This is a genomic window from Paenibacillus sp. FSL R7-0204, assembly GCF_038002225.1.
In the GTDB taxonomy this organism is placed as follows: domain Bacteria; phylum Bacillota; class Bacilli; order Paenibacillales; family Paenibacillaceae; genus Paenibacillus_AQ.
On record NZ_JBBOCA010000001.1, the window covers coordinates 7,129,876 to 7,155,816 of the forward strand.

The 25,941-nt window shown below is 54.8% G+C and carries 23 protein-coding genes; 2 read left to right on the forward strand and 21 right to left on the reverse strand.

Features of this window, described 5'->3' with window-relative positions; all coding sequences use genetic code 11:
• Positions 1-233 precede the first annotated feature (233 nt).
• From MKX42_RS30910 to MKX42_RS30935, 6 genes are all read right to left on the reverse strand, one after another.
• On the reverse strand, positions 234-1,223 hold the full coding sequence (locus MKX42_RS30910; RefSeq protein ID WP_036693255.1) for an inorganic phosphate transporter: 990 nt from the start codon (positions 1,221-1,223) through the stop codon (positions 234-236).
• Positions 1,224-1,234: 11 nt separating this feature from the next.
• Positions 1,235-1,852, reverse strand: coding sequence for a DUF47 domain-containing protein (locus MKX42_RS30915; RefSeq protein WP_209875491.1), 618 nt, complete (start codon positions 1,850-1,852; stop codon positions 1,235-1,237).
• Positions 1,853-2,056: 204 nt separating this feature from the next.
• Positions 2,057-3,172: a DUF3048 domain-containing protein gene (locus MKX42_RS30920; RefSeq protein WP_340757181.1), complete on the reverse strand. Its 1,116-nt coding sequence runs from the start codon at positions 3,170-3,172 to the stop codon at positions 2,057-2,059.
• A gap of 169 nt (positions 3,173-3,341) precedes the next feature.
• Positions 3,342-4,118, reverse strand: coding sequence for a DODA-type extradiol aromatic ring-opening family dioxygenase (locus MKX42_RS30925; protein ID WP_340757183.1), 777 nt, complete (start codon positions 4,116-4,118; stop codon positions 3,342-3,344).
• Positions 4,119-4,201: 83 nt separating this feature from the next.
• Positions 4,202-5,032: an alpha/beta hydrolase family protein gene (locus MKX42_RS30930; RefSeq protein ID WP_340757185.1), complete on the reverse strand. Its 831-nt coding sequence runs from the start codon at positions 5,030-5,032 to the stop codon at positions 4,202-4,204.
• 203 nt (positions 5,033-5,235) lie between these two features.
• Positions 5,236-5,436, reverse strand: coding sequence for a hypothetical protein (locus MKX42_RS30935; protein ID WP_340757187.1), 201 nt, complete (start codon positions 5,434-5,436; stop codon positions 5,236-5,238).
• 185 nt (positions 5,437-5,621) lie between these two features.
• On the opposite strand from MKX42_RS30935, the gene MKX42_RS30940 reads away from it, so the two are divergent.
• Together MKX42_RS30940 and MKX42_RS30945 are read left to right on the forward strand one after the other, a co-directional pair.
• Positions 5,622-6,284, forward strand: a complete 663-nt coding sequence (locus MKX42_RS30940) for a DUF1129 family protein (protein ID WP_340757189.1) — start codon at positions 5,622-5,624, stop codon at positions 6,282-6,284.
• A 41-nt stretch (positions 6,285-6,325) separates the two neighbouring features.
• A complete protein-coding gene (locus tag MKX42_RS30945) occupies positions 6,326-7,264 on the forward strand; it encodes a hypothetical protein (RefSeq protein WP_340757191.1) in 939 nt (312 codons plus the stop codon).
• Positions 7,265-7,358: 94 nt separating this feature from the next.
• Here the strand turns inward: MKX42_RS30945 and ilvA are convergent, their stop codons facing one another.
• From ilvA to MKX42_RS31020, 15 genes are all read right to left on the reverse strand, one after another.
• Positions 7,359-8,621 carry a threonine ammonia-lyase IlvA gene (ilvA, locus tag MKX42_RS30950; RefSeq protein WP_340757193.1) on the reverse strand — a complete coding sequence of 421 codons (1,263 nt, stop codon included), beginning with the start codon at positions 8,619-8,621 and terminating at the stop codon, positions 7,359-7,361.
• A gap of 127 nt (positions 8,622-8,748) precedes the next feature.
• Positions 8,749-10,833 carry a methyl-accepting chemotaxis protein gene (locus MKX42_RS30955; protein ID WP_340757196.1) on the reverse strand — a complete coding sequence of 695 codons (2,085 nt, stop codon included), beginning with the start codon at positions 10,831-10,833 and terminating at the stop codon, positions 8,749-8,751.
• Between the two features lie 312 nt (positions 10,834-11,145).
• On the reverse strand, positions 11,146-11,682 hold the full coding sequence (locus MKX42_RS30960; RefSeq protein ID WP_340757904.1) for a PadR family transcriptional regulator: 537 nt from the start codon (positions 11,680-11,682) through the stop codon (positions 11,146-11,148).
• A complete protein-coding gene (locus tag MKX42_RS30965; protein ID WP_340757197.1) occupies positions 11,683-12,525 on the reverse strand; it encodes an NmrA family NAD(P)-binding protein in 843 nt (280 codons plus the stop codon). It abuts the gene before it with no gap.
• Between the two features lie 56 nt (positions 12,526-12,581).
• A complete protein-coding gene (locus MKX42_RS30970; protein ID WP_340757200.1) occupies positions 12,582-12,881 on the reverse strand; it encodes a hypothetical protein in 300 nt (99 codons plus the stop codon).
• Positions 12,882-12,929: 48 nt separating this feature from the next.
• Entirely contained in the window at positions 12,930-14,252 is a 1,323-nt protein-coding gene (locus MKX42_RS30975) for an SEC-C metal-binding domain-containing protein (RefSeq protein WP_340757202.1), read from the reverse strand.
• Between the two features lie 228 nt (positions 14,253-14,480).
• Positions 14,481-15,746 carry a phosphoribosylamine--glycine ligase gene (gene purD, locus MKX42_RS30980; RefSeq protein ID WP_340757204.1) on the reverse strand — a complete coding sequence of 422 codons (1,266 nt, stop codon included), beginning with the start codon at positions 15,744-15,746 and terminating at the stop codon, positions 14,481-14,483.
• A 23-nt stretch (positions 15,747-15,769) separates the two neighbouring features.
• On the reverse strand, positions 15,770-17,317 hold the full coding sequence (gene purH, locus MKX42_RS30985) for a bifunctional phosphoribosylaminoimidazolecarboxamide formyltransferase/IMP cyclohydrolase (protein ID WP_340757206.1): 1,548 nt from the start codon (positions 17,315-17,317) through the stop codon (positions 15,770-15,772).
• 579 nt (positions 17,318-17,896) lie between these two features.
• A complete protein-coding gene (gene purN, locus MKX42_RS30990) occupies positions 17,897-18,511 on the reverse strand; it encodes a phosphoribosylglycinamide formyltransferase (RefSeq protein ID WP_340757208.1) in 615 nt (204 codons plus the stop codon).
• Positions 18,511-19,551: a phosphoribosylformylglycinamidine cyclo-ligase gene (gene purM, locus MKX42_RS30995; protein WP_340757211.1), complete on the reverse strand. Its 1,041-nt coding sequence runs from the start codon at positions 19,549-19,551 to the stop codon at positions 18,511-18,513. The genes purN and purM overlap by 1 nt, the downstream gene beginning before the upstream one ends.
• A 697-nt stretch (positions 19,552-20,248) precedes the next feature.
• On the reverse strand, positions 20,249-21,745 hold the full coding sequence (gene purF / locus MKX42_RS31000) for an amidophosphoribosyltransferase (protein ID WP_340757213.1): 1,497 nt from the start codon (positions 21,743-21,745) through the stop codon (positions 20,249-20,251).
• The gene (purL, locus tag MKX42_RS31005; RefSeq protein WP_340757215.1) at positions 21,730-23,976 is read right to left on the reverse strand and encodes a phosphoribosylformylglycinamidine synthase subunit PurL; all 2,247 of its coding nucleotides are present in this window, start codon (positions 23,974-23,976) and stop codon (positions 21,730-21,732) included. Before purL ends, purF begins: the two co-directional genes overlap by 16 nt.
• On the reverse strand, positions 23,954-24,643 hold the full coding sequence (gene purQ, locus MKX42_RS31010) for a phosphoribosylformylglycinamidine synthase subunit PurQ (protein WP_238653883.1): 690 nt from the start codon (positions 24,641-24,643) through the stop codon (positions 23,954-23,956). The genes purL and purQ overlap by 23 nt, the downstream gene beginning before the upstream one ends.
• 5 nt (positions 24,644-24,648) lie before the next feature.
• Positions 24,649-24,894: a phosphoribosylformylglycinamidine synthase subunit PurS gene (purS, locus tag MKX42_RS31015; RefSeq protein ID WP_019913657.1), complete on the reverse strand. Its 246-nt coding sequence runs from the start codon at positions 24,892-24,894 to the stop codon at positions 24,649-24,651.
• A gap of 71 nt (positions 24,895-24,965) precedes the next feature.
• Entirely contained in the window at positions 24,966-25,856 is an 891-nt protein-coding gene (locus tag MKX42_RS31020; RefSeq protein ID WP_340757217.1) for a phosphoribosylaminoimidazolesuccinocarboxamide synthase, read from the reverse strand.
• Positions 25,857-25,941 lie beyond the last annotated feature (85 nt).

The window sequence follows — 25,941 nt, forward strand, 5'->3', positions numbered from 1 at the left end:
TGTGACATTCTTCTCTTGAAAAACAAGTGGAAACGGCTTTACTGTCCTTTTAAAGGACGGTACCGTTTCAGCGAGAAATAGAAGGATAATTTATCGTGTGCAACATATAAATTCTTATATTTTCAAATAACCCCCGCTTACGCCGAGGTTTACCGCTGAACGCAAAAAAAGATGTCCTAAAGCCATCCATGGCTTCTGCGACATCTTGTCCAGGCAATCTATTCTGTTCAGTCCTAGAAGAAGAGCTTGAAGATCACTCCAGACAGCAAGGCGCTGATCGGAATGGTAATGAACCAGGTAACCACGATCCGTCCGGCCACTCCCCATTTGACAGCGGAGAAGCGCTTGGCTGAACCTACACCCAGAATCGATGAGGTGATCGCGTGGGTTGTACTTACCGGCAGATGCAGCAGCGTAGCCGTGAAAATAACAGAGGCCGCCGAAATATCCGCCGCGAAGCCGTTGATCGGCTCGATTTTAAAAATCTTCGTGCCCATTGTCTTAATGATCTTCCAGCCGCCGATAGACGTTCCGAGTGCCATGGATGTAGCCGCTGCAATCTTAACCCAGAGCGGAACCTCCATTGTCTCAAGCCGTCCCGAGGTAACGAGGGCAAAGGTAATGATCCCCATCGCCTTCTGTGCGTCATTCGTACCATGGGTGAAGGATTGCAGTGCGGCCGTTACGATCTGCATCGAACGGAAGCCCTTGTTGACCGTATGCGGACTGCGCTTCGCGAAGATCCACTTCAGGATCGTCATCACAATATACCCGATTACAAAAGCGATCAGCGGGGAGAAAATCAGCCCCTCTACGATCTCAATGAACCCGCTCCATTTGATATGCTCTGTACCTGCCCCGACATACACCGCACCGGCTAACGCACCGATAAGCGCATGGGAGGAGGACGAAGGAATACCCAGCCACCAGGTCACGAGATTCCAGATAATTGCCGCAATGAGCGTCGCTGTGACAATGTCTATCCCGTTGTCCAGCAAGGTCGGATCGGTAATGCTGCCCCCGATCTTCTTCGCCACGCCGGTGAACATCAATGCGCCGATAAAGTTCATCGAGGCGGCCAGCATGATGGCTGTACGCGGCTTCAGCGCACGGGTCGAGACAGAGGTAGCAATCGCATTGGCGGTATCATGGAAGCCGTTGATGAAGTCGAACGCCAGCGCAAGAAAGATAACAAAAGCTAGTACATATATAGATGTATCCATATTGAGGCCCCTTATGAGTTACGCATGATGATCGATTCCAGCATGTTGGCTACGTCTTCACATTTATCCGTGGTGGTCTCGAGCCGCTCATACAATTCTTTGCGCTTAATCAGCTCAATCGGGTCCTTCACAGTCTCGAACAGGGCCTTGGTGCAGATACGCAGGACTTCGTCGCCCTGGTTCTCCAGATCATTCAGACGGATGGTGTATTCGCGGATCGCCAGCAGCTTCTTCTGGGAGAGCAAATGAACCGCCTTCTGGATCTCGTATGCACTCTGGCGGAGAATCTCTGCGAACTGGACAATATACTCATCCGCATCCAGCAGGTTATACATATAGAAACGCGAGGCAGAAGCCTCCAGCCCATCAATGACATCGTCCATGCTTGTAATCAGATCCATGATGTCGTCCCGTTCCAGCGGCGTAATGAACGTCTTGTTCAATTCCTTGATGACAGTGTGTGTGTAGGTATCGCACTGGGATTCGTATTTCTTCATCTCCGCGGCGAAGTTCTCCACATTGCCCTGGAGAGTCGAGATATTCTGAGCGAAATAATCCGCCGCCTGAACAATGGTGTCAGCCATGTTTTCCAGCGTCTCAAAGAATATATCCTTTTTTCTGAGCCTCATTAGCTTTATACCCCTTTACATGAAATTGCCGTAAAAAAATGCAGCCATCCAAATGTAAATGCATGAAAATGAATGACAACCCTTGTTATCTTATCATATCGACAGAAGGGATAGAAGACAAAAAACCGAACTTTTTTACACTATAATAACAATTCCCTGCAACTTACGAAAATAATCATCCGAACATTCAATCTCCAGCCGGAATTAGGGGGATGCAGGCGCCTGCGCGTATTCGAGATGACTGCTGAACGAAGGGCTGTTCGGAACGATCAGAATATGGGTAATCCCCGGGAACATCAGCGCCTCCTTGCCGTCCTTCTTCACGAACCGGATGACGTCTCCGGGGCTGCGCGACCACTTGCCGTTCATCGCTACGCCGCGCTGTAACAGCACTGCTTCTCCCCCCAGCTCCGTATCCACCTGCAGCCGGCCGACATCGTCCAGCACCTTATGATCCGAACCCATCACGATGATGTTTGCCGCTTCCACCGGACGGTTATTATTCAGATCGAGATGCGGCTTGCCGTTCACCCAGCGGGCGTATGTGCGCTGCTCTGCGTTATAATGGTACCCGACATTGTAGCTCTTCAGCAGGAAGTTCACACCCAGCGCAAGCGCCGGGGTGCCCTCCACAGGAATGTACTCCGGATCATGGAAAAGAAAACCCGGTACCTTCACGCTCTCCGCATAACCCAGCTTCACTGCCCCCTCCCGCAGCTTGGCGGCATTGCTGTACAGGTTATGCGGGGCCTTGCGTTCCTTGTCCCGCCAGAAGTAGGCCCCCGCGCGGCCGATTTCGTCCATATCCGCCTTCTTCTGCCGTTGCAGAATGGCATAGGCATCCGGACTGCCTCCGGCATGCACCGTTATGCCGCCATAGCTCTCGCCGATATCCAGCAGGTAAGGGCGGATACTGCGGATCGGCCCAATCTTCACCACCCCGGCATGACTCTGAAAGATACCGATCAGCCGGGTAATTCCGCCTTCGGCCAGCACCTCGTACAGAATATCCGCCTCGCTGATCCCGGACTGCGGGCGGGCCGCCGGGGCATTATTGATCATGACCGCGAGCGGCCGGGGCAGGATCTCCTCCTCAACCGGCAGGCCTGTTAAGCCGGAGACTGCTCCGGCGGCAGGCTCAGGAGAGGGGGACTGTACCACCTCTGTCGGCTGTGGCTCCAGGGTAGGCGCTGCTGTTGGTGCAGACGTGGGTACGGGCACAGGGCTGGCCTGCTCGTTACTGCAGGCAGAGAGCAGCACGGCGGCAAGGACCAGAGCAGATACAGGACGGGATACATAACGGTTCATCGATATAGACACGTTGTTCCTCCTAATCGTAAGTTACAGCTTGCTTCTCGCGATTCTATTCTGTGAAACTCGCTTCCTTCATTTAATCATAGCTGGCAGAGTTTGTCTTGAGCCAAGTGGAGACGGCAGCAGAAAAAGGGTACAGCCCTTGTAGCAGCTGTACCCTCTATTCATTCTTATATTAGTCAAACATCCAGCAGTTCAGGCTGAGCGTACCGTATTGATAGGCCTGAATCATTAACTGTGCCGCCCTGCCTTCATCGGCTGCACCCATTACGTAGAAGAGCGGGATGAAATGTTCCTTGCCGTAGGCAGGTACGGCCTCCCTCACATGCGGTGCTTGCTTCTCATAGGCATACAGGGAGGGAAGATCCCAGACCGCAAGCCGCTCTGCAATCCACCCGTCGAAGTCAAGCGCCCATTGCTCCGGCTGATCCTTCTGCTTCAGCAGCCTGAGGTTATGCACCAGACCGCCGCTGCCGATCAGGAGGACACCTTCCTCGCGCAGCGGTGCCAGCATCCGTCCGATGTTGTACTGCTCCTCAGGCGAGCGGAGCGAATCCACGGATAAGGCCACGACCGGAATATCCGCCTGCGGGAACATGGTGCTCAGGATGACCCAGGCGCCATGATCCAGCCCACGGCCCAGCACAGGCTGATGGGGCAGATTACTATTCTTGAACAGTTCCGAAATACGGCGGCTGAGTGCAGGATCACCTGGAGCAGGATAACTCAGCTGATACATCTCTTCCGGGAACCCGTAGAAATCATGCTGCGTTTCATGCTGTGCGTCCACTGTGATCAGCTGCTCTGGACTGTCCCAATGAGCTGAGAAGATCACAATGCCGCGCGGCTTCCCCAGATCCGAACCCAGCCGCTGCAAGAAACGCGTGTAGTCGTTATCCTCAAGTACCAGCAGCGGGGAGCCGTGCGCAATGAAAAAGGCCGGTAATTTCATAGGGTAAGAGCCTCCATTTCCGGTATGGTCTTCCCCTTTATTTTACAGCTAATTCCCAGCCATTGCGAGTGCAGTTACCGCTCCTATATCATCCAGTTCTGCCATTCCTCCTGCAGATGCTCCTGCTGGTTCATCCAGTCCCGGGTGCGCTTCAGCACCTGTTCCTGCGCCGGACCCGAAGAGAAGGTATGATCACCCTGGAAAATAATTTCTTTGTCGCACCGTCCTTCCGGCCGGGTCCAGAACAGCTTCTGGTAGAGGAACGCATAGTCTACAGGAATCACATCATCGGAGGTTCCGTGGATGACCAGCACATCGCCGCTGAACTTTCCGGCTTCCTGGAACGGCTGGAAGGCGGCCAGGGAATTGAAGTATACCGGAGTGAACGAATAGCCTGCATAATCTGCGCAGCCGCTCTTCACCGACCGGTCGAAGGCTTCCCTGCCGACAATCTTGACGATATCATTGAAGGGATAGCCGACGGCTGACCACAGTACAAGATTCTTCACACGCCGGTCGCGGACACCGGTCAGCAGCGCCACCGCGCCGCCCAGACTGTGTCCGATCAGCGTTACACGCTGCGGGTCCACATCGGCCGAGCTGATGCCGTAATCCAGCACCGCCCGGGTCTGCCCGATCATCGACTCCATATCCTCGCTGCCGTAATCACCGCTGCTCTCCCCGCAGCCCGCATAATCGAAGCGGATTACCATATAGCCATCCTGCGCCAGCTCACGGGCTGCCTTGACGAAGATCCGGTCGACACCGATCCGGCTGCCCACGAAGCCGTGGCAGATCACTGCAAGCGGCACCCGGTTCTTGCACCGTCCTGTCGCTGCCCGGTCTGCGGCCGGATAATGTATGCTCGCTGTCAATTCCTCTCCGTTATGCCGGATGATGATATTCCGTTCCATTGCGGCGTCCTCCCCTGAATGGCTGATTTATTTTATATTATAATAATTCCGATTAACTTAGTATGATTAATGTCTCTATTATAATATCTGCGCTAATTTGTTGTCAATACGCATGAAGCCCGCAGCTTAAGACTGTTCTACCGGAGAAAGGCCCCTTCCACTCCCTTAGGAGCAAAAGAGGCCCATATCCGCTTAGGCATCACTCAGTCATAGCTGTCGTGAAACATGTCGTGTGTCTCCTGCCGGCCTTCCCAATCCCCGAGCCCGTTCTCCTGGCCCTGCCCCGCAGCATCCCATAGGCTGAAGCCGTCAGAATTGCCCCAGTCCCCCACATCATTAGTCGGTACAGGCGCGGTGCCGCCGTTCACAGCCTTGCCGGGTTCCTGCTTGTTGTCCTGTTCCATAACGCTCCCTGCCTTCCCTCTAGCTATAGTTGGTGAAGCCACCACCTCTTCAGTGTTTACTCTTCCAAAAGGATTATTCAAACCTTCGTGAACGAACGTTGTCCTTGCACACGGCTGGTGCACAAACGTATACTCTAGGTTGAAGGTATCCTGATCACTCAATGCTGGAGGTATAGGTCCACACTATGAAAGTCAAAGCTATGATTAAGCAGAACAACCTGCTGCGGGAACAGATGACGCCGTCTAACCGCTCTTATTTCGAAGATATGATTCTGGCGATGCGCGCCAGTTCAGTAGATGCTGTACGTGCAGAGGAGCTGCTGCTGGAGGCGGCCGGGCTGCTGCTGAAGGGACAAGCCAAGGGCAAGAATGCCAAGCAGATTTTTGGCGAGAAGCCCGGTGATTATTTCAAGGACGTGATGGACAGCGCCCCGCCGCGCACACCGCGCAGCCGGCTGAAGAACTCTCTGATGATCTCCTGGTCCGCTCTGACCCTGCTGTTCGGGACGATGGGCGCCTGCGGTTTGATTACGCAGTGGAGCGGCGGTCCGCACGAACTGTTCGGCCAGCTCAGCCTGCTCACGCTGGTCGTTGTCGGAGCAGGCTCCATCCTGCTGGTTGAGCTGATTATGAAATGGATGGCCTCCCTCTCGGAGGACGACAGTCCGAAGCCCAAGACCTTCGATATTAAGGCCCTGGGCATTTATATTGGAATTGCCGTGATTGCGGTATTCGCCGGTATATTCCTCGATAATCTATTCCCGGTGATTCCGGTTTCGCCTTGGGTTAGTCTGGCTCTGGCCGCTGCCGGAGGGCTGGGGCTGAAATTCATATTCTTCCCATCTTAGAGGCTGTATCCCACATCCATTCCACACAGGAGGAGACTCGAATGAAAAAGCATGCCGTTCTATCCGCCGCAATCACCCTGCTCATAGGGCTTCAGGCAGGCGCAGCTGTCCCGGCCGGTGCCGAAGGCAGCGGAAGCAGCCGGACAGGCACTTCCGGTGCAGCTGCAAGCGCTAAGACTGCCAGCCATGCAGAAGCGGTCTACAAGGGCGCGCTGCCGCTGCTGTCCAGCGGTAACCTGCCGGGCACCATTGCCTATATGAAGACGAAGCTATATGCAGTCACTCCTTATCAGGCGACTGTACTGACGCTGAAGCTGGAGAACCTGCATAAGGCGCTGCTCCCCTCCTGGGAGAAGAAATTCAGCAGCAGCGACATCCAGCGGAAGCTTCTCACCGTCTACAGAGGGGGAGTCAGCATGCAAAAGCTGGCTGAGGGTACGGATAACGCCGCGCTGCGCACCCTGCTGCAAAATGCAGGAGAGAGCGGATACAAGCTGGATACGGCCGAGGGCAGCTTTTACCCGGTGATTGATTATGCCGGTTACCGCAAATATAAGCCTTATGTAACGGAGGATATCAGCAGTTATATTTCCATTATGGCGGCTGAATCAGATCTGCCCCCTTCCAAGGATAACGGGCTGATCATTGCCTGGGGAGAGGTGGCCGACCGTGCACTGACCCAGGAGCAATTCATCCAGACCTACCCCAAATCCAACCGGGTGCAGGCCGTTAAGACGCTGTATAACCAGTATGCTGTGAACACCTTCTACGGCCAGAACAATACCCCGCTCTTCCATTATGATAATCTGGAGATGGATCTGGAGGCGCAGAAGGCCTACACCAGCATCCTGGCCAAGAACAGCAGCACAAGCGCCTTCCTGCAGAAGCTTGAGGGCTTCATGAAGCTGATGAAGAGTAACGGCTACCTGCTGGACGACGCGGCGGAGCAGTATCTGAAGACTGAGGTGCCTCAGCCGTAGGCGGTTCAACTACATCCCACACAACGTGAAACAGCCCCGTCCAGACTTTGCTGGGCGGGGCTTACTTTGTCTATATGCAGCTACTCGCCGCAACTCAGATCAGCATACTGAACAGATTAACATCCTTGTTGATCTCCACGTAATCGACGCCCTTCTGCTCCATCCGCTCAATCAGCGGGGCGTAGGCATCGGTAGACATCAGCTCAATGCCGACCAGGGCCGGGCCGTTCTCCTTCTCATTCTTCTTTGTGTATTCGAACCGGGTAATATCATCGTCCGGTCCGACCACCTCGGTCAGGAACTCGCGCAGGGCACCTGCGCGCTGCGGGAAGTTGACCATGAAATAATGCTTAAGGCCCTCATAGATCAGGGAACGCTCCTTGATCTCCTGCATCCGGTCAATATCGTTGTTGCCGCCGCTGACGATGCAGACCACGCTTTTGCCGCGGATCTGATCACGGTACATGTCCAGTGCAGCAATGGGGAGCGAACCGGCAGGCTCCACCACAATGGCGTTCTCGTTATACAGCTCCAGAATAGTGGTACAAGCCTTACCCTCTGGCACCTTCACCACATCATCCAGAAGCTTCGAGCAGATATCGAAGGTCAAGCCACCGACACGCTTCACCGCCGCGCCGTCCACGAACTTGTTAATCTCCTTCAAGGTGACCACCTCACCGCTCTCCATGGCCTCAATCATAGAAGCTGCGCCGCTAGGCTCCACACCAATCACCTTAGTTGCCGGGCTCACCGTCTTGATATAGGTAGCTACACCGGCTGCCAGCCCGCCGCCGCCGATGGTGACGAACACGAAGTCCGCAGGCTTGTCCAGATTCTCCATTACCTCCATGGCAATGGTTCCGTTGCCGGCAATAATACGCGGCTCATCGAACGGGTGAATCAGGGTCATGCTATAGTCAATGCAAGCCTGGAGTGCTTCATCATAAGCATCATCGAAGGTATCCCCCTTCAGAATCACCTCAACGAATTCGCCGCCAAAGCGCCGGACCTGCTTAATCTTCTGATTAGGGGTAGTGCTCGGCATGAATATCTTGCCTTTGATGCCGAGTGCCTTGCAGGAATAAGCCACGCCCTGGGCATGATTTCCCGCGCTGGCGCAGACGATGCCCTTGGCTCTGTCTTCGTCAGACAAACTGCGGATCATATTATAGGCTCCCCGGATTTTGAAGGAGCGTACAATCTGCAGATCCTCACGCTTCAAGTACACATTACAGCCATATTTGGCCGACAATACCGCATCCAGCTGGAGCGGTGTACGGACGATAACCTCCCGCAGCACATGGTGTGCTCGTACAATATCTTCCATTCCTACGATCCGGTTTTCGCCTTCTCTCATGTTTTCCCCGCCTCACTGTCTCTTTCTTATCGTTTCGCTTCTTGTAACATACTCTTCCAAGGACTTTTTTTCAACCCTTGTCCTCTCCACACACCATAACATCCACTGAGAGTGGAATTGTTGAAGCCTATACCTTAAACCTCGACACCGCACTCAACAACTGCGCCGAGCTGAGCTTAATCTCCTCCATCTCCGCTACGATGCTGCCGGACCGCCCGATGATCTGCTCCGCTCCGGCAGCAATGGCTCCCGCTCCTTCCGCCCCCTCATTCGTTGCACTGCCCGTCTCGCTGATCGCAGTAAGCATGCTCTGGATGGAAGCCAGCAGCTCTTCCGAGGTAGCGCTGAAGTCGGTCACCAGCTCCCCGATATACCGGGCATCCTCCCTGTACCGCTCTCCGGTCTCCTGCATGGCATCGTAGTCCTTCTTCACCTGGTTGTCCATGAAGCCCAGCATACTCTCCGCAGCCTCCACCAGATTGGACACCGCCTCGATTACTGCCCCAGTCACTCCCTGAATCTCCGTCACCGTCTCACGCGAGTTGTCCGCGAGCTTACGGATCTCCTCCGCCACTACAGCGAACCCCCGGCCCGCTTCCCCGGCCCTTGCTGCCTCAATTGAAGCATTCAGCGATAACAGGTTGGTCTGGGCGGCGATCTCCAGAATGGCGCCTGTAAGCACGCTGATCTGCGAGATCGCCCCCGACTGTTCAATGGCCGTGCGCAGCTTCTCTTCACTAAGCCCGTACACAGTATCCGCCTGTGTGCGGGATTCCCAGGCCCTCTCCTTCAGCCGCTCCGCCCGTACGTTAATTTCTCCGGCAGCTTCCGCCCCCTCCTGGGCTTTGCGGGCAATCCCGTTGATCGCAGCCTCGATCTCTATTGTGCTGGCATTCATCTCCTCCATCGAGGCGGCGGTCTGCTGCAAGCCTGCCGACAGCTCCTCCGTAACCCCCGAGATATCGGTGATGCTGCCGTCCAGCACGAATACGTTCTGCTCTGTATTCCCTACCGCCCCCGAGATACTCTGCGAGCTGTGCATGATCTCTTGAATCAGTAACTGTTGCGACGCGATCATATCGTTGAAGCCTTCAGCCAGCACCCCGATCTCGCCTCCCGCGGTTACTCTTGCCCTTACCGACAGGTCTCCGTCCTTCGCCTGCCCGAACGCAGCCGTGAGCAGCGGAATCTGCTTCAGGATACTGCCCGAGACCAGATACAGCAGGACAGACAGCACCGCAATCGAAGCAATAATAGAGAGGAAGAAAATCAGCTCGAAGCGCTTCAGCTCCAGCTCCGCATGCTTCTGCGGTACGATCAGCGCTACTGACCACTGGTTAGCCACAGCCGGTGAATAGGAGACATAGCTGGGCTCGCCGTCTATGTCCGTCCGGATGACATTAGAGCCCCACTGCAGCATTTTATCGCCAACAGTCTTCCACGATCCACCCAGGTCAGCCATCTTCTTCAGCAGGATATGATCCGGATTGGGATGGTAGATGAAGGTCCCTGTCTCATCAATCAGCACGGCATAGCCGCTGCCCTTATAATTAAAAGCGCCCAGCGCCGCTGTAATCTGCTCAATCGAAATATCTGCACTCGCCACACCGATCAGCTTGCCCGAATCATCAAGCAGCGGTGTGCTGACACTGACGACCATTTTGCCCGACCCGGCATCAATATAAGGATTGGTAATCGTAACACGCTTGTTCACAGCCGTAGTGGAATACCAGCTTCGCTCCTTCAGCACATAGTCTGCCGGAGGCTCGAATTCATCCTGGGTTATCACCTTGTTCACCGCATCCAGACCTATGTATACATTGAGCAGATTCTTATTGTTGTTCTTGATCAGGTTCAGCGTATCGATCAGTTCAGCGTACCCTTCTGTGGTCTTCAGCGTCTGCGCATCCTTCACCCTCAGAATGAAATCGCGGAGGTAGGCGTTGGCATTGAGCAGTGCTACACTGTCCACAGCAGGCTGCAGCAGGTCATTGACCTGCACCCCGATCTCCCCTTTCTCGTACGTCAATGAGCTCTTCAGTCCGTCCACGATAAGCTGCTTGGCATTGCTGTAGATCACTGCAGACACCGCCATGAAAATAATCACCACAGACAGAATCACCGACAAAAACAGCTTGCCGCGAATCCCCATATTACGGAGTGAGCCGATAAGCCCCCTCTCCCTGACCCTCTTACTCTTTCCCAGTGCCATAGACCCTCCCACCTTCCATGTATAAAGACCCGGGGCTGTCCCGAATCTTCTCTGTCTTTTCGACTTATTTCTGCAAAAAATCCCTTTATCCCTGTACCGTTTTCCCATAGGCTGTGAAATAAGTGTGTCCATGTTAGGTATTTTCTCATAATTATCGAGTTAAGCTTCTTATTTATCCATATTACCGCTTGTTCATGTCAGGTTATTTGCACAAAAAAACACTCCCTTGTATCTGCTGTATTCAGCAAACAAAAGGGAGCAGGATCTCTATACACCAATTTTCCAATTCATCTTATCCAGCAATCTGCCGCACTACTGTTCCAGCAGCTCCTGAAACCACATCAGGTTCAATTCATGGTGCGCTCTGACATTATTCATCATCGATTTTGCAGTATCGTAGATCTTATCATGCTTGGCATCCAGCGCATGGTCAATCTCAGCAATCTTACGCCGTGTCTGCTCCATCTGCACCGCTACAGCCGCCTTGAATTGCTCAGGATCATATTGGTGGGCAAACAGCGTCGTCATATAAAAGGCTAACGTAATATCGTCCGTCTGCAGCGAATATTTGGCCATCAGCCCTTTGAAGTGCTCGTCGCCCTGCGGTGTAATCTCGTAGATATATTGCTCGGGATAATTGTTCACGCTAACGACCTCCACCAGCCGGACCAAGCCTTCACCCGCTAACTTCTGGAGGTTGTAATACAGCGATCCCTTCGTCATATGAACAAGATACCTGTAATCCCGCTCCTTGAAGACACTGAGTAATTCATAAGCGCTGGATTGTCCGCAATCCTTCAGCAGACCCAGTATAAGTAAGGGTATAATAGTGAATTCCTCTTTCTGTATTTATTGAAAATCACCGAGATGCTCCGCAATCCATTCTCTGAACGTATAAGGCTCCCGGCCAAGTATCGTCAGCACCGTGTCCGTCACGGCGAGCTTATGCTTCAGGCTATACTCCCAGTCCTGGACTCTAAGGGTAATGTACTCTTCAGCGATGTAATTGCTCATATAAGAACGGAAGTCCTCGATCGCCTGCTCTTCCAGTCGAACGGATTGTCCCAGTTGCTTGGAGATTTCCGTCAATATGTTCCGCTGGCTAAGAATATTTGCTCCTGTGAGCGTCAAGACCTGCCCGGAGAATCTGTCAAAATCCGCTACAACCTTACTGATCACTTCGGCAATATCTGCTTCATGCACACTGGCCAGCTTTGCCTCCAGGGCCGGTAACCGGATCGTCCCCTTATTGTATCTAAAAAGGTCCCTCCAGTAAACGGTATTGTGCATGAAGGCCTCCGCCCGGATATACACATACCGAAAGCCATACGCCTGAATCTGCTCCTCGACCTTCTTATGTTTCATAGCATTCTCATTGTAACCGGCATCCGAGCGGTTGATGGAAGCTGAGGATAAGAACACAATGTTCCGTACACCTTTGTCCCGGGCAGCCTGCAGAATCTCTTCGGCATCATCCAGCAGGATCAGGAATAAGGTCTCCACACCGCTCAGGCTGTCTGACCAGGCGCTGCAATCCTTAATATCGCCTGTGACGACACTCATGTGATCGCTCTGATCGCTCATCAGCTTCTCCGGTGTCCGGGTCAGGGCTTTGAAATGGATATCCTTAGACTTGAGGTGTTGTACAACCCGATTTCCGACAGTTCCAGTTGCTCCAGTAATGAATAACATTAGGAGGACCTCTTTTCAGATAATTTAGTCTAATTAGACTATATTGGCAAGGGGATTTATACGTAGCCCAATCCCACCGCCAGTGTAGTCGGTTTTCCGACTACATTCGGCCATTCACCTGCGCCACTGCCCATTGTGGTCGGTTTTCCGACTACATTCGCCCATCCACCTGCGCCACTGCCCATTGTGGTCGGTTTTCCGACTACATTCGCCCATCCACCTGCGCCATCGCTCATTGTGGTCGGTTTTCCGACTACATTCGCCCATCCACCTGCGCCATCGCCCATTGTAGTCGGTTTTCCGACTACATTCGGCCTGTGTCCGGTGATAGCAGCGAGGTCACTCCTAATCTCCATAAAAAAACACAGCCCCGAAGGACTGTGCTCTAATATCCTATATTATTCCTATTGCTTCAGCATCCACTTAAGCAGGTCCGGCAGGCTCGCCCACAAGCGCGAATGCATAATTACATATTCAATCGCTTCATTGGGATCACCCATACCGACAAAATCCGGAAGGTTATTCGGCAGCCGCTTCAAGCCCAACAGGTAATCCGGCACATGCTTGTTCACTCCGCGGGCTATGCGGTAGAGCATTTTGAGCTGCGAGGTAATACCGTTCTTCTTGAACTCCAGTACAATCCGGTCATAGGCAAAAGCCGCCGCCGCATCCTCTTCACCGTAGTTCTTAATGATCCGCTCTGCTTCTTCGAGCTGGTTGCTATACAGATATACAGCAGTCAGCAGATAGCGGGCACCGGTATTATCATCCTTATTAAGCTCCAGAATGTGCTCCAGCATCTCTGTTGCTTCCTCCGCCTTACCGCCGAACCAGCAGGATTCCGCGTAGCTCTGGCACATCCGGATATAAGGACGGGTCTCATAGAGCCCCCAGAAGAACCCTTTATGCTTCGTAAAATAAGACTCGCCCAGCTCCCGTCTGCCTGCGGCGATTCCCGCCTTCAGCAGCTCGCGGGCTTCCTCCTCATTCTCCATTTCCTCGGCGAGAATAAGGTAGGCTTCCGGGCTGTCCGGATAGAGCTCCAGTGCCTTCTCCGCCAGCTGGACCCGGCGCTTCGCAGAGGTTGCCTCCATAGCTTGGGCCAGAAGGGTCTGCGCCTTCTCCTGCGGAGTTTCCGCCCCGTTCAGCGCCATTAAATCGTCTGCTTCCCCGGTCATGCCGTATTCCTCGACATAGTTATATATTTCTTTAACCTTGCGGGAGATCGTGGCCGTGGTAATCGCGTATTTGTCCGCCAGCTCCGCCTGCGACAGCATGAAGCCGTACTCCTCGGACAGCAGGTATTCGATCGCCGCACAGAAGGAGCCTGTCTTCTTCACGGCCGGCTTGGTCTGGCGGGAGAAGCCGTTCCACAGCAGCAGTGCTTCCAGGATCAGCTCACGGTCATACTGGTCTCTCATGTGCTCAATCAGCTCCAGCGCCAGCTGTTCATGGGCCGGATGCTCCCAGCTCAGCTCCTTCGCCACCATCTTCTTCAGCTTGGGCAGCGTTAGCTTGCCCGCAGCAGGGGCAGCACTTACCGTAGCCGGCTGTTCCTCGTGTACGATTACGCCGGGTATGGTTACAGGTGCTTGCGCCGCTGCATCCCCTGCGGTAACCAGCCGCAGCATCGACTGGGCCGCCGCTCTGTCTTTCTCCATGCAGCATTTCTTATATTTGTTCCCGCTTCCACACGGGCATAAGTCATTTCTTCCTACCTTACTCAAAACTAATTCCCCCTTAAATCAGTAACTGTACATCTGCATAAGCATCGCTGTTATTGTACTATTATAACATTCGTAGCGTCGAACATAGGAATTCTTCTATTTTAAAAAAGGCCTTTCCTTAGAAAGGAAAGACCCTTTATCTGTATATATCCGCACATTTTCCCCCGTACGAGTTGTATTATAGCACTTCTCCTACAACTTGTCAGTCCTTTTTTTGGGACTTTCTCCTCAGACCAGTGCCTTCATTGCGATGTCAGTGCGGTTCTGTTTACCCGCAAACGTAATAGTCTCCGCACTGGCATAGGCCGATATACGTGCTTCGGCAATGGTTGCCCCCAGGCCTACCACTCCAAGCACGCGGCCGCCGGTGGTCACCCAGCCGCCGTCTTCGCTGCGTGCGGTTCCGGCATGGAAGACCAGCGCAGAGCCGCTGTCTTCCAGCCCGCTGATCGGCACGCCCTTCGGGTAAGGCCCGGGATACCCCTCCGAGGCCAGGACCACGCAGACTGCTGCCTCTTCGCTCCACTCAATCGGAATATCGGCGAGTCTGCCTTCGGTCACAGCCAGGAAAATCTCCAGCAGATCGCTTCGCAGCCGGGGAAGAACCACCTGGGTCTCCGGGTCCCCGAAGCGGGCATTGAACTCAATCGTCTTCGGTCTGCCGTCCGGCGAGATCATCAGCCCTGCGAACAGTACTCCGCTGAATGGCCGCCCCTCTGCTACCATTGCTCTGGCTGTCGGTTCAATAATCGTCTCTACCGCTTCACGGATGATCGCTTCATCGATATGCGGCAGCGGGGAATATGTACCCATGCCTCCCGTATTAGGTCCTTTATCGCCGTCGAATACAGGCTTATGGTCCTGGGCCGCAGCCATCGGCCGTACCGTTTCGCCATCCACGAACGCCAGAATCGACATTTCCTGCCCGGCAAGGAACTCCTCAATGACTACGTGCGCCCCTGCTTCCCCAAAGACCTTGTCGACCATGATCTCCTGAAGGGCCTGCTCCGCTTCCTCCCGGGAATACGCCACGGTTACCCCTTTGCCTGCGGCCAGGCCGTCCGCCTTGATGACAATCGGCAGCTCTTGGCTCCGCAGATAAGACAGGGCTGTCTCATAATCGCTGAATTTCTCATACGCGGCTGTCGGAATGCTGTATTTATGCAGCAGATCCTTCATGAAGGTCTTGCTGCCCTCAATCTCTGCGGCATTCTTACGCGGGCCGAATACAGGGATATCCTGGGCTTCGAAGGCATCCACAATGCCCGCAGCGAGCGGATCATCCGGTCCGATGACTACCAGGCCTACCTTCTTCTCCTTGGCAAAAGCGGTCAGCTTATCGAACTCGAAGACGCCGACCGGCACACATTCCGCAAGCTGCGCAATCCCGGCATTGCCGGGCGCGCAGTAGATTTTACCGGCACGGGGACTGCGGGACAAGCTCCAGATGATCGCATGCTCGCGCCCGCCGCCGCCGACTACTAAAATATCCATAAGGCTCTGATCCTCCCAGCGTGCTAGTGTTTGAAGTGGCGTACGCCGGTGAAGACCATGGCAATGCCGTATTCATTGGCAACCTTAACCGATTCCTCGTCCTTGATCGAGCCTCCCGGCTGAATAACTGCTGTAATGCCCGCCTTCGCAGCCATTTCCAGGGTATCGCCCATCGGGAAGAAGGCGTCTGATGCCAGCACAGCACCCTTCGCTTTCTCGCCTGCTTGTTCAATGGCAATCTTGGCCGCACCGACACGGTTCATCTGTCCTGCACCTACACCGACCGTCATATCGTCAGCCGCCAGCACGATGGCGTTGGACTTCACATGCTTCACGACCTTCCAGCCGAACAACAGCTGCTTCAGCTCTTCTTCGGTAGGCTTACGGTCGGTTACCACTTGCAATTCCTCAGGATTCACGGAGTGTACATCGCTCTCCTGCACCACCATTCCTCCTTCAACGGAGGTGACCACAAAGCTGCTCTTGCGGGATGCGGCAGTGCTGAGGTTGCCCAGCTTAAGCAGGCGGATATTCTTTTTCTTCGTCAGGATCTCCAGCGCTTCGTCCGTGAAGCCTGGGGCCAAGACGATTTCGAGGAAAATATCCTTCAGCAGATTAGCCGTGTCCGCATCAACAATCCGGTTGGCTGCCACAATTCCGCCGAAGATGGAGGTAGGGTCCGCATTGTATGCTTTTTGATACGCTTCATAGACACTTGTGCCTACGCCGACTCCGCAAGGATTCATATGCTTCACGGCTACAACGGCAGGCTCTTCGAACTCTTTGACAATCTGCAGCGCCGCGTTCGCGTCATTGATATTGTTGTAGGACAGCTCTTTGCCGTGCAGCTGCTCAGCAGCCGTCAGGGTATCCTGCGCCGCCAGCGGCTTGCGGTAGAACGCAGCCTTCTGATGCGGGTTCTCCCCGTAACGAAGATCCTGGATTTTCTCATAAGTGACCGTATAGCGCTCCGGCAGCGGTTCCCCGGTGACATTCGCCAGATAATCGGCAATCAGGGCGTCGTAAGCCGCCGTATGGCGGAAGACTTTGGCCGCAAGACGTTTGCGGGTTGCAAGGGTTGTATCTCCACCGGCGCGTACTTCTTCAAGCACATTCGCATAGTCGGCCGCATCGACCACCACACTGACAAACGCATGGTTCTTCGCCGCAGAACGCAGCATCGTCGGTCCGCCGATATCAATGTTCTCAATAGCCTCTTCATAAGACACATCCGGCTTGGCAATCGTCTCCGCGAACGGATACAGATTCACCACAACGAGGTCGATGTAATCAAGGCCAAGCTCATTCATCTGACGGGTATGCTCTTCATTGTCACGAACGGCCAGGAGGCCGCTGTGTACGGCTGGATGTAAGGTTTTGACACGTCCATCCATGATCTCAGGGAAGCCGGTAACATCAGAGATGCCAATGACCGGAACGCCTTCCTTCGCCAAAAGTGTGCTGGTGCCGCCTGTGGAGATAATTTCTACGCCTAATGCAGACAACTCGCGGCAAAAATCCACGATGCCCTGTTTGTCCGATACGCTGACCAGCGCTCTCTTGATACTCACTTTGAATAGTCCTCCTCTGGATTCACGCTAGATTATTGGGGTGTTGTAAGAGTTACTTGATGAATCGGCTGCTCTTGAAGACGGCTTGCACCCACTCATTGGCGCTGCTGATTTAGTTGGATTTTTGTTATCTAATTCCGGCGGGGAAGCACGTAGCGGGGCAGTAGTTGGAAAATGTACACTTAAATGACGCCAGATAAGGTCAATCATTCGATTGGGGCCGGATTAGCTGTACTTTTTCCACTTACGCTCCGTTCACCGCATAGATCAGCCAGATTAGATGGAGAAAATCCACCTGTTCCAGCAGCTTAGCTTAATGAGTTGGGAATACTGAACCTTTAAATCAAATGATCCCCGTGCCTATGAATGTTTGCCGGATGAACTCCGGATGATTACAGCAACGAATCCTGTAGAACAAACTATTAATTTAGAATTCCCTGGTGTTTCTGTCCTGCTATTTGTGCTTCTGTCCTTATGCCAGCAAACCTGTATTTTCGCAATTTCCGGCCATGCCGCCAGAGCTTCCGTCAATTTCCGCCTCCCCAGCAGTATTTCCCGAGAAATATACAGCTACTTCTATTAATCGCCAATGGTCGTCATTCTTCCGTTCAATTCTACTTTTCCGGCGGCAAAAGCACTCACTACCTCAGGATACAGCGCGTATTCCACCTGATGGATGCGTGCAGCCAGCGATTCGGCGGTGTCTCCAGACTGGATCTCCACGCTGCGCTGGGCAATCACCGGCCCGGTATCCATGCCTCCATCTACAAAATGCACGGTCACGCCCGTCAGCTTCACGCCATATTCCAGCGCCTGCCCGATGGCGTCCTTCCCGGCAAAAGCAGGCAGCAGCGAAGGATGAATATTGATGATCCGTCCGGCATACGGTGCAAGCAGAACGGAGGAGATCAGCCGCATGTAGCCGGCCAGCACCACCAGTCCGATGTTCCGGCGCTGCAATTCAGCCACAATCGCGGCCTCGTATTGCTCCCGGCCCGCGAAGTCCTTCGGCCGCAGCAGCAGAGCAGGAATTCCTGCCTCCTCTGCCCGCTGTGCTACAGGCGCTTCCGGTTTATCCGAGACTAGCAGCTCTATGCTGCCTCCGCCCAGCCTGCCCTCCCGCTGTGCCTGGACCAGTGCAGCGAAATTGCTGCCTGTTCCGGAGGCAAAGACAGCGATTCGGCCCCACTCCATCAGACTTCAGCTCCCGTGAAGGTAACGATGCGCTCTCCTTCAGTAACTGTGCCGATCCGGTAAGCCTCTTCCCCGCTGGCCTTAAGCAGCGCAAGCGCACGCTCTCCGTCCGCTTCCGCCACGACCAGCACCAGCCCCACGCCCATATTGAACGTTGTGAACATGTCGCGGTTGCTTACCTGTCCCTTGCTCTGCATCAGGCTGAAGACCGGCTGAATCGGCCAGGAGCCGTAGTTGATCTCAACATTCACATGCTCCGGTAATACGCGCGGAATGTTCTCGATGAACCCGCCGCCGGTAATATGGGCCATGCCCTTAACTGGAAGCTGTTCGAGCAGAGCGAGCAGCGACTTCACGTAGATTCGGGTTGGGGCCAGCAATACGTCCACAAGCGGAGCCCCGAGTTCAGGCACGACATCGTTCAAGCCGTAGCCGCCCTCTTCCAGCAAAAGCTTGCGTACCAGCGAGAAGCCGTTGCTGTGAATTCCGCTCGAAGCCAGACCAATAACGGTGTCTCCTGGAGCAATGTCTGCTCCGGTTACCAGCTTCGCCTTATCGGCCACGCCGACGGTGAATCCGGCGATATCATATTCGCCAGCCGAATACATGCCCGGCATCTCGGCGGTCTCGCCGCCGATCAGCGCACAGCCTGCCTGATGGCAGCCTTCCGCGATCCCGGCTACGATCGCCTCAATCTTCTCCGGCACGACCTTGTCGCAGGCCAGATAATCGAGGAAGAACAGGGGCTCAGCGCCCTGTACCACGATGTCATTTACGCACATGGCGACCGCATCGATGCCAATCGTGTCGTGGCGGTCAGCCGCGAACGCGATCTTCAGCTTCGTGCCCACACCATCTGTTCCCGATACGAGAACCGGCTCTTCGTACTTGTCCTTATTCAGGCCGAACAGGGCTCCGAAGCCGCCCAGCTCCGTCATCACTTCCGGACGGTATGTGCGCTTTACATGCTTCTTCATGCGTTCTACGGCTTCATTGCCAGCCGCAATATCCACTCCGGCGTTTTTATAAGCTTCCGACACTTTTGAGCACCTCATTTAAATTAGTTTAGAGCGCGTGTTCGGGGCGGCAGGGATTGAAAAGACAGGTGGTTATAGTCGTCATTCCGAGGAACATTTGGACTTCCGGCCGCTGTTATATTTGGATTTCCTTGATTTGAACCGCCGGCCGCGGTAGAAATCCAAATAGCATAGCATATGCTTCCGAAGCGAGCTTTCCTACGGAAAGCTTTCAGGCGAACGCTATCGCTCCTACAGTTCCAAATTTCCTCTCCATGACTCCAACCACCGGGTTTAAATCCCTGCCGCAAGCCGAAGCTTCGCGCCTTGCACAGCGGCAAGGGGTCGGCGCTGTGCGAAGCCCAGCGCCTACTTAGGCAACCGCTCCCCCGACTTTGCGATAGCAAACAGGACGGGGGCGGGAGCTTGGCCTGCACGGGGCGAAGCCGTGCGTTCCCTAGGGCGACAGAATCTCCGGATTTGCGCAGCAAACAGGGCAGATTCTGGAGCAAGAGGGCCCGGCGGACCGCAGGCCGCCGGGGGTGCAGCGCCGCATAAGCGTGTCCCGGCCGTGCGCAGCACACAGGGACAAAGCGGGCACCCGCACCCACGCCCTCTTAGCAAGTTTAGAGCAAACTCCTCACACCAAACTTTCGGGTGGCCGGAGGGCAGCGCCCTCCGGGGTCCCCCTTCGCAAGGGGGATTTAGGGGGATGTCCCACCTAACAACTGCATCCGTCCTTCTCTTCCCCGCCGAAATCCACCTGCGTCGGGTAATCATTGTCGAAGCAGGACAGGCATAGGCCGCCTTTGTAGTCGTCACTATTATAGCCGCCGATGGACTGGATCAGTCCTTCGGGCGAGAGGAACGCCAGGGAATCGGCGTTGATCTCCTCGCACATCTCGGCGATGGTCTTGTATGAAGCAATCAGCTCGCGGCGGTCCGGGGTATCGATGCCATAGAAGCACGGATTCTTGAACGGCGGCGAGGTAATCCGCACGTGGACCTCTAAGGCTCCGGCTTCGCGCAGCAGGTTGACGATCCGGCGCGAGGTGGTGCCGCGCACGATGGAATCATCGATCATCACTACGCGCTGGCCCTCGACGACGCGGCGCACGGCGCTCAGCTTCATTTTGACGCCCTGCTCACGCAGCTCCTGGCTGGGCTGGATGAACGTGCGGCCGGTATACTTGTTCTTGATCAGCCCCAGCTCGTACGGGATGCCCGTCTGCTCGGCATAGCCGATGGCGGCGGAGATACTGGAATCCGGCACGCCGGTGACAATATCCGCATCCACGAAGGCTTCGAGCGCCATACGGCTGCCCATCCGCTTGCGGGCGGAGTGCAGGTTGGAGCCGTTCAGGTCGCTGTCCGGGCGGGCGAAGTAGATGTACTCCATCGCGCACAGCGCTTTGCGCTTAGGCTCGGCGAAGCGTTCTTCACGGAAGCCGTTCTGATCCAGCACCAACAGTTCACCCGGTTCAATATCACGCACCAGCTGGGCACCGATGACTTCAAGCGCACACGACTCGGAAGCGAAGACATAGGCTTCGCCCAGACGGCCCATCACGAGCGGACGGAGTCCGTGTGTATCGGAGGCCACGATCAGCTTGTCATTGGTCATCAGCAGGAAGGCGAAGCCGCCGACCAGCTGCGACAAGGCATCCTTCGTCGCTTCGACAAAATCCTTCTGCGAACGAGCAATCAGATGCGCCAGCACCTCGGTATCGCTGGTCGTCTGGAAGATCGAGCCGCCCTGCTCCAGCTGCTTGCGGATCAGCGGTTCGTTAACGATATTGCCGTTCGTGGCAATCGCCAGATCGCCGTCACGGTATTTGAAGACCAGCGGCTGCGCATTGGTCAGCCGGCTGTCCCCGCTGGTGGAGTACCGCACATGGCCGATGGACATGTCTCCCACCAGCGATGCGATCTTGTCTTTGTCGAAGACTTCCTTCACCAGGCCCATGCCGCGGTGATAGTTGAAGTCGCGTCCATCCGCCACGCAGATGCCTGCGCTCTCTTCTCCCCGGTGCTGCAGGGCATGCAGGCCATAATAGGACATTGAAGCGGCTTCCGGGTGTCCGAAGACCCCGAAGACGCCGCATTCCTCTTTTAACGTGTCAAAAATATCTCCCGAGCCCGTTCCTTCATTGTAAAAGTCGCCGGTCCACAGGATAGGGGCTTCCTGCTTGTTCCCGGTCTTTATTTCATAAGACATGGAATAGCATCCTCCCAAATGGTCTTCAGTTCGGTGACAGCTTCATCCAGTGCAGACGAGCCGTCCAGTGTAACGCGCAGACGCTCTCCGCCCACGGTTCCAATGATCTCTACAGGCACGCCGTATGCGGCAACTGCCGCCTTAAGCTCTTCTGCATGCTCAGGCGCCGAAGTCAGGATAATACGGGACTGGCTCTCGCTGAACAGCGCCACATCCAGGCGCAATCCGCCAGCAGACAGTTCAATATTCGCGCCGATGCTGCCGCTGATGCAGCTCTCTGCCAGGGCTCCGGCCAGACCGCCTTCAGACAGGTCATGCGCCGAGCGCACCCCACCGCTGCGGATTGCAGCGAGTACGGCATCCAACAGCTTGCGCTCTGTCGCCAGGTCCAGCTCTGGCGGACGCCCTTCGGTCAAGCCGTGAACGGCATACTGGAATTCACTGCCTCCCAGCTCTGCCTTCGTCACGCCGAGCAGCAATACAGCATCGCCTTCCTGCTTGAAGGCCTGGGTTGTAATATGATCCGTATCTTCAATGAGCCCTACCATGCCCACAACCGGTGTCGGGTAGATAGCTCCTGAAGCATTCTCATTGTACAGACTGACATTCCCGCCAATAACCGGCGTATCCAGCACCCGGCAAGCTTCCGCCATACCGTCTACCGCCCGTTCCATCTGCCAGAAGATCTCTGGCTTCTCCGGGCTGCCGAAGTTCAGGTTGTCCGTAATCGCCAGTGGCTGGGCACCGGAGCAGACAATATTGCGCGCCGCTTCGCTGACAGCAATGCGTCCGCCCACTTCAGGGTCCAGATAGACATAACGGCCGTTACAGTCCGTCGTCATGGCCAGACCTTTGCGGGTACCATGAATGGTTACGACTGCCGCATCGGAACCCGGACGAACCGCCGTGCTGGTGCGTACCATGTAATCGTATTGGTTGTACACCCATGCTTTGCTTGCTACGGTAGGCGATCCCAGTACGGTACGCAGCGCGCCGCCCAGATCAGTCACTTCCTCATAACGCAGCGTATCAATCGCTGCATTCTCCTCGTAGTAAGCAGGAACTGCAGACGGTTTGTTATAGATCGGACATTCATCCACCAGCGCCTTCACCGGCATATCGCCGACCACTTCGCCGTGATGGAAAAGCTTCAGACGGCCGTCATCGGTCACTTTACCCACCTTGCGGCAGATCACGCCCCAGCGGTCAAAAATCTCCTGCGCCTGCGCCTCATCCTTAGGCTCCACCACGAACAGCATCCGCTCCTGTGATTCCGAGAGCATCATCTCATAGGGAGTCATTCCGTCTTCACGCTGCGGCACCTGATCCAGATACAGCTCCAGACCGTTGCCTGCCTTGCTCGCCATTTCCGCGCTGGAGCAGGTCAGTCCGGCTGCGCCCATATCCTGAATGCCGAGGACAATGCCGCTGTCGATCAGCTCCAGGCAGGATTCCATTACCAGCTTCTCCATGAACGGATCGCCAACCTGAACTGCTGTCTTCTTGGCTTCCGATTCTTCACTCAGCTCTACCGATGCGAAGGTCGCACCATGAATGCCGTCACGGCCAGTAGGCGGACCTACGTAGAACACGGGGTTACCGACCCCTTTAGCGACACCACGCTGGATTTTGTCATGATCGATTAGTCCGACACACATCGCATTGACCAGCGGATTACCGTCATAGCTGTTGTCGAACATAATTTCCCCGCCGACAGTAGGGATACCGATACAGTTGCCGTAGCCTGCAATCCCGGACACGACATGCTCGAACAGATATTTTACCCGGTCACTTTCCAGCTTCCCAAAGCGCAGGGAGTTCAGCAAGGCCACCGGTCTTGCACCCATGGAGAAAATATCGCGGATAATCCCGCCCACCCCGGTCGCCGCGCCCTGATAAGGCTCTACTGCAGACGGATGGTTGTGGCTTTCGATTTTGAAGACAACTGCCTGGTTATCACCGATGTCCACGATGCCCGCGCCTTCGCCCGGTCCCATCAGCACCTTAGGCCCGCTTGTCGGGAAGCGGCTCAGCAGCGGCTTGGAGTTCTTATATGCACAGTGCTCAGACCACATGACGCTGAACACACCGATTTCTGTATAGTTGGGCTTACGTCCCATGAAGGAGGTAATGAGCTCATATTCGCTGTCTGATACACCGAACTGACTGTAGATTTTCTGCTCCGCGATCTGCTCTGCGGTCGGCTCCTTAGCGGATACTTGCTGCGTCATAACGATCCCTCCATGTCTTGAGAATGGATGTGAACATCCGTTTGCCGTCTTCCGATCCGAGCAGGCTATTCGCTGCACGCTCCGGGTGAGGCATCATGCCGACTACATTGCCCGCCCTATTACTGACTCCGGCAATATCGGCCACCGAACCGTTCGGGTTGTCACTGTAGGTGAATACGATCTGATTATTCGCTTGAAGCTCTGCGAGCGTCTCTTCATCACAATAGTAATTGCCTTCGCCATGCGCGATAGGAATGACGATCTCTTCATCCTTCGCATAGTCAATAGTAAACGGGGTTGTGTTATTAACGACCTTAAGCACCGTGTCATGACAACGGAACTTCATCGACATGTTGCGGCGCAGCGCGCCCGGCAGAAGACCTGCTTCGGTCAGAATCTGGAATCCGTTGCAGATGCCAAGCACGAATTTACCCTGCTCTGCCGCCTTAGCCACTTCAGCCATTACCGGAGCGAACCGGGAGATTGCGCCGCAGCGCAGGTAGTCACCATAAGAGAAGCCGCCCGGCACGAGAATGCAGTCATACGCCGACAGATCTGTCGCTGTATGCCATACATAATCTACTGGTTCGCCGAGGCTGTCTTCTACTGCTTTGTAGCAGTCAATGTCACAATTGGAGCCTGGAAAGACAAGTACCGCAAATTTCATGACGTTTAGTCCTCCAATTCGTAGCGGTAATCCTCGATCACCGTGTTGGCCAGCAGCTTCTCGCACATTTCCTTCAGGCGTCCTTCCGCTTCTGCGCGGTTATCGGTATCGAGGGTCAGCTCCATATACTTGCCAATCCGCAGACTTTCAACTTCCTGGAATCCAACGGAATGCAGGGCACCCTGCACGGCAACTCCCTGAGGGTCGAGCACGCTTTTCTTGATGGTGACGTAGACTGTCGCTTTTAACATACGCTTATAGTTCCTCCTAGAGTTTAATGAACTGAATTAGGCTTACATTAGAGAATGCAACTAAAATAAATCTATAAGGACTTCCCGGTCAGGCGGTGATAGATATCCAGGTACCGGCGCGACGTCTCTTCGACGACCTCAGGCGGCAACGGGTCCGGCGTGCTGTTTTTGTCCCAGGAGGAGGCTGACAGGTACGTGCGAACCGGCTCCTTATCCATGCTGTCGATCTCGATGTCCAGTGCGTACTTGTCCTTGGCCCAGAAGCGGGAAGCATCCGGCGTGAAAATCTCATCGATCAGAATCACCTTACCGTCCAGCAGACCGAACTCGAATTTGCAATCGGCGAGGATGATGCCGCGTTCTTCACAATAGGCTCTGGCAAAAGCGAACAGCTTCAGGCTCTTTTCCTTCAGCTCCAGTGCAAGCTCTGCGCCGATCTGCTCCTGCATCTGCCCGAACGGAATGTCTTCGTCGTGACCGACATCATTCTTAGCCGCAGGTGTGAAAATCGGCTCCGCCAGCACCGCATTCTTCCGCAGTCCCTTGGGAAGCTCGATGCCGTTGACTTGACCGGTCTCCTGGTACTGCCGCCAGCCGCCCCCGGTAATGCAGCCGCGCACGACACATTCGATATCAATCCGCTCGGCTTTGCGGACAACCATGATCCGGTTCTTCAGCGCTTCACGGTCCTTCACAATATCTCCGAGCTTGTCCACCTCGATATGCACTACATGGTTCTCGATCAGCTCCCGGGTCTGGCCGAACCAGAAGGCGCTGAGCCTGTTCAGTACATTCCCCTTGTCCGGCACCGCCGGGTCCAGCACATAATCGAAGGCGGAGATCCGGTCTGTCACCACGATCAGTACCTCATCCCCCAAATCATACAGCTCACGAACCTTGCCTTTGTAGAGCAGCGGCGCATTTACTAGTTCCACGGCAGTGGATACGGCCGATGATGTCATGACCTTTCCTCCCTTGAACAAATGATCTTGCTTATATTTGGGCTAAAAGCTTTGGGAGGCTTGTTTCCTGCGCTTCGCATCAAGG

Bases quoted from the DNA above. Each gene is read 5' to 3' on its own strand.
- purN (WP_340757208.1), bottom strand. From the start codon at position 18,511: ATGGAGTGGGGCCGAATCGCTGTCTTTGCCTCCGGAACAGGCAGCAAT.
- purL (WP_340757215.1), bottom strand. From the start codon at position 23,976: ATGACGCAGCAAGTATCCGCTAAGGAGCCGACCGCAGAGCAGATCGCG.
- MKX42_RS30925 (WP_340757183.1), bottom strand. From the start codon at position 4,118: ATGAAATTACCGGCCTTTTTCATTGCGCACGGCTCCCCGCTGCTGGTA.
- MKX42_RS30940 (WP_340757189.1), top strand. From the start codon at position 5,622: ATGAAAGTCAAAGCTATGATTAAGCAGAACAACCTGCTGCGGGAACAG.
- MKX42_RS30970 (WP_340757200.1), bottom strand. From the start codon at position 12,881: ATGGAGATTAGGAGTGACCTCGCTGCTATCACCGGACACAGGCCGAAT.
- purS (WP_019913657.1), bottom strand. From the start codon at position 24,894: ATGTTAAAAGCGACAGTCTACGTCACCATCAAGAAAAGCGTGCTCGAC.
- purQ (WP_238653883.1), bottom strand. From the start codon at position 24,643: ATGAAATTTGCGGTACTTGTCTTTCCAGGCTCCAATTGTGACATTGAC.
- MKX42_RS30910 (WP_036693255.1), bottom strand. From the start codon at position 1,223: ATGGATACATCTATATATGTACTAGCTTTTGTTATCTTTCTTGCGCTG.
- ilvA (WP_340757193.1), bottom strand. From the start codon at position 8,621: ATGAGAGAAGGCGAAAACCGGATCGTAGGAATGGAAGATATTGTACGA.
- MKX42_RS30930 (WP_340757185.1), bottom strand. From the start codon at position 5,032: ATGGAACGGAATATCATCATCCGGCATAACGGAGAGGAATTGACAGCG.
- MKX42_RS30945 (WP_340757191.1), top strand. From the start codon at position 6,326: ATGAAAAAGCATGCCGTTCTATCCGCCGCAATCACCCTGCTCATAGGG.
- MKX42_RS30935 (WP_340757187.1), bottom strand. From the start codon at position 5,436: ATGGAACAGGACAACAAGCAGGAACCCGGCAAGGCTGTGAACGGCGGC.
- MKX42_RS30955 (WP_340757196.1), bottom strand. From the start codon at position 10,833: ATGGCACTGGGAAAGAGTAAGAGGGTCAGGGAGAGGGGGCTTATCGGC.
- purF (WP_340757213.1), bottom strand. From the start codon at position 21,745: ATGTCTTATGAAATAAAGACCGGGAACAAGCAGGAAGCCCCTATCCTG.
- purD (WP_340757204.1), bottom strand. From the start codon at position 15,746: ATGGATATTTTAGTAGTCGGCGGCGGCGGGCGCGAGCATGCGATCATC.
- MKX42_RS30965 (WP_340757197.1), bottom strand. From the start codon at position 12,525: ATGTTATTCATTACTGGAGCAACTGGAACTGTCGGAAATCGGGTTGTA.
- MKX42_RS30915 (WP_209875491.1), bottom strand. From the start codon at position 1,852: ATGAGGCTCAGAAAAAAGGATATATTCTTTGAGACGCTGGAAAACATG.
- MKX42_RS31020 (WP_340757217.1), bottom strand. From the start codon at position 25,856: ATGACATCATCGGCCGTATCCACTGCCGTGGAACTAGTAAATGCGCCG.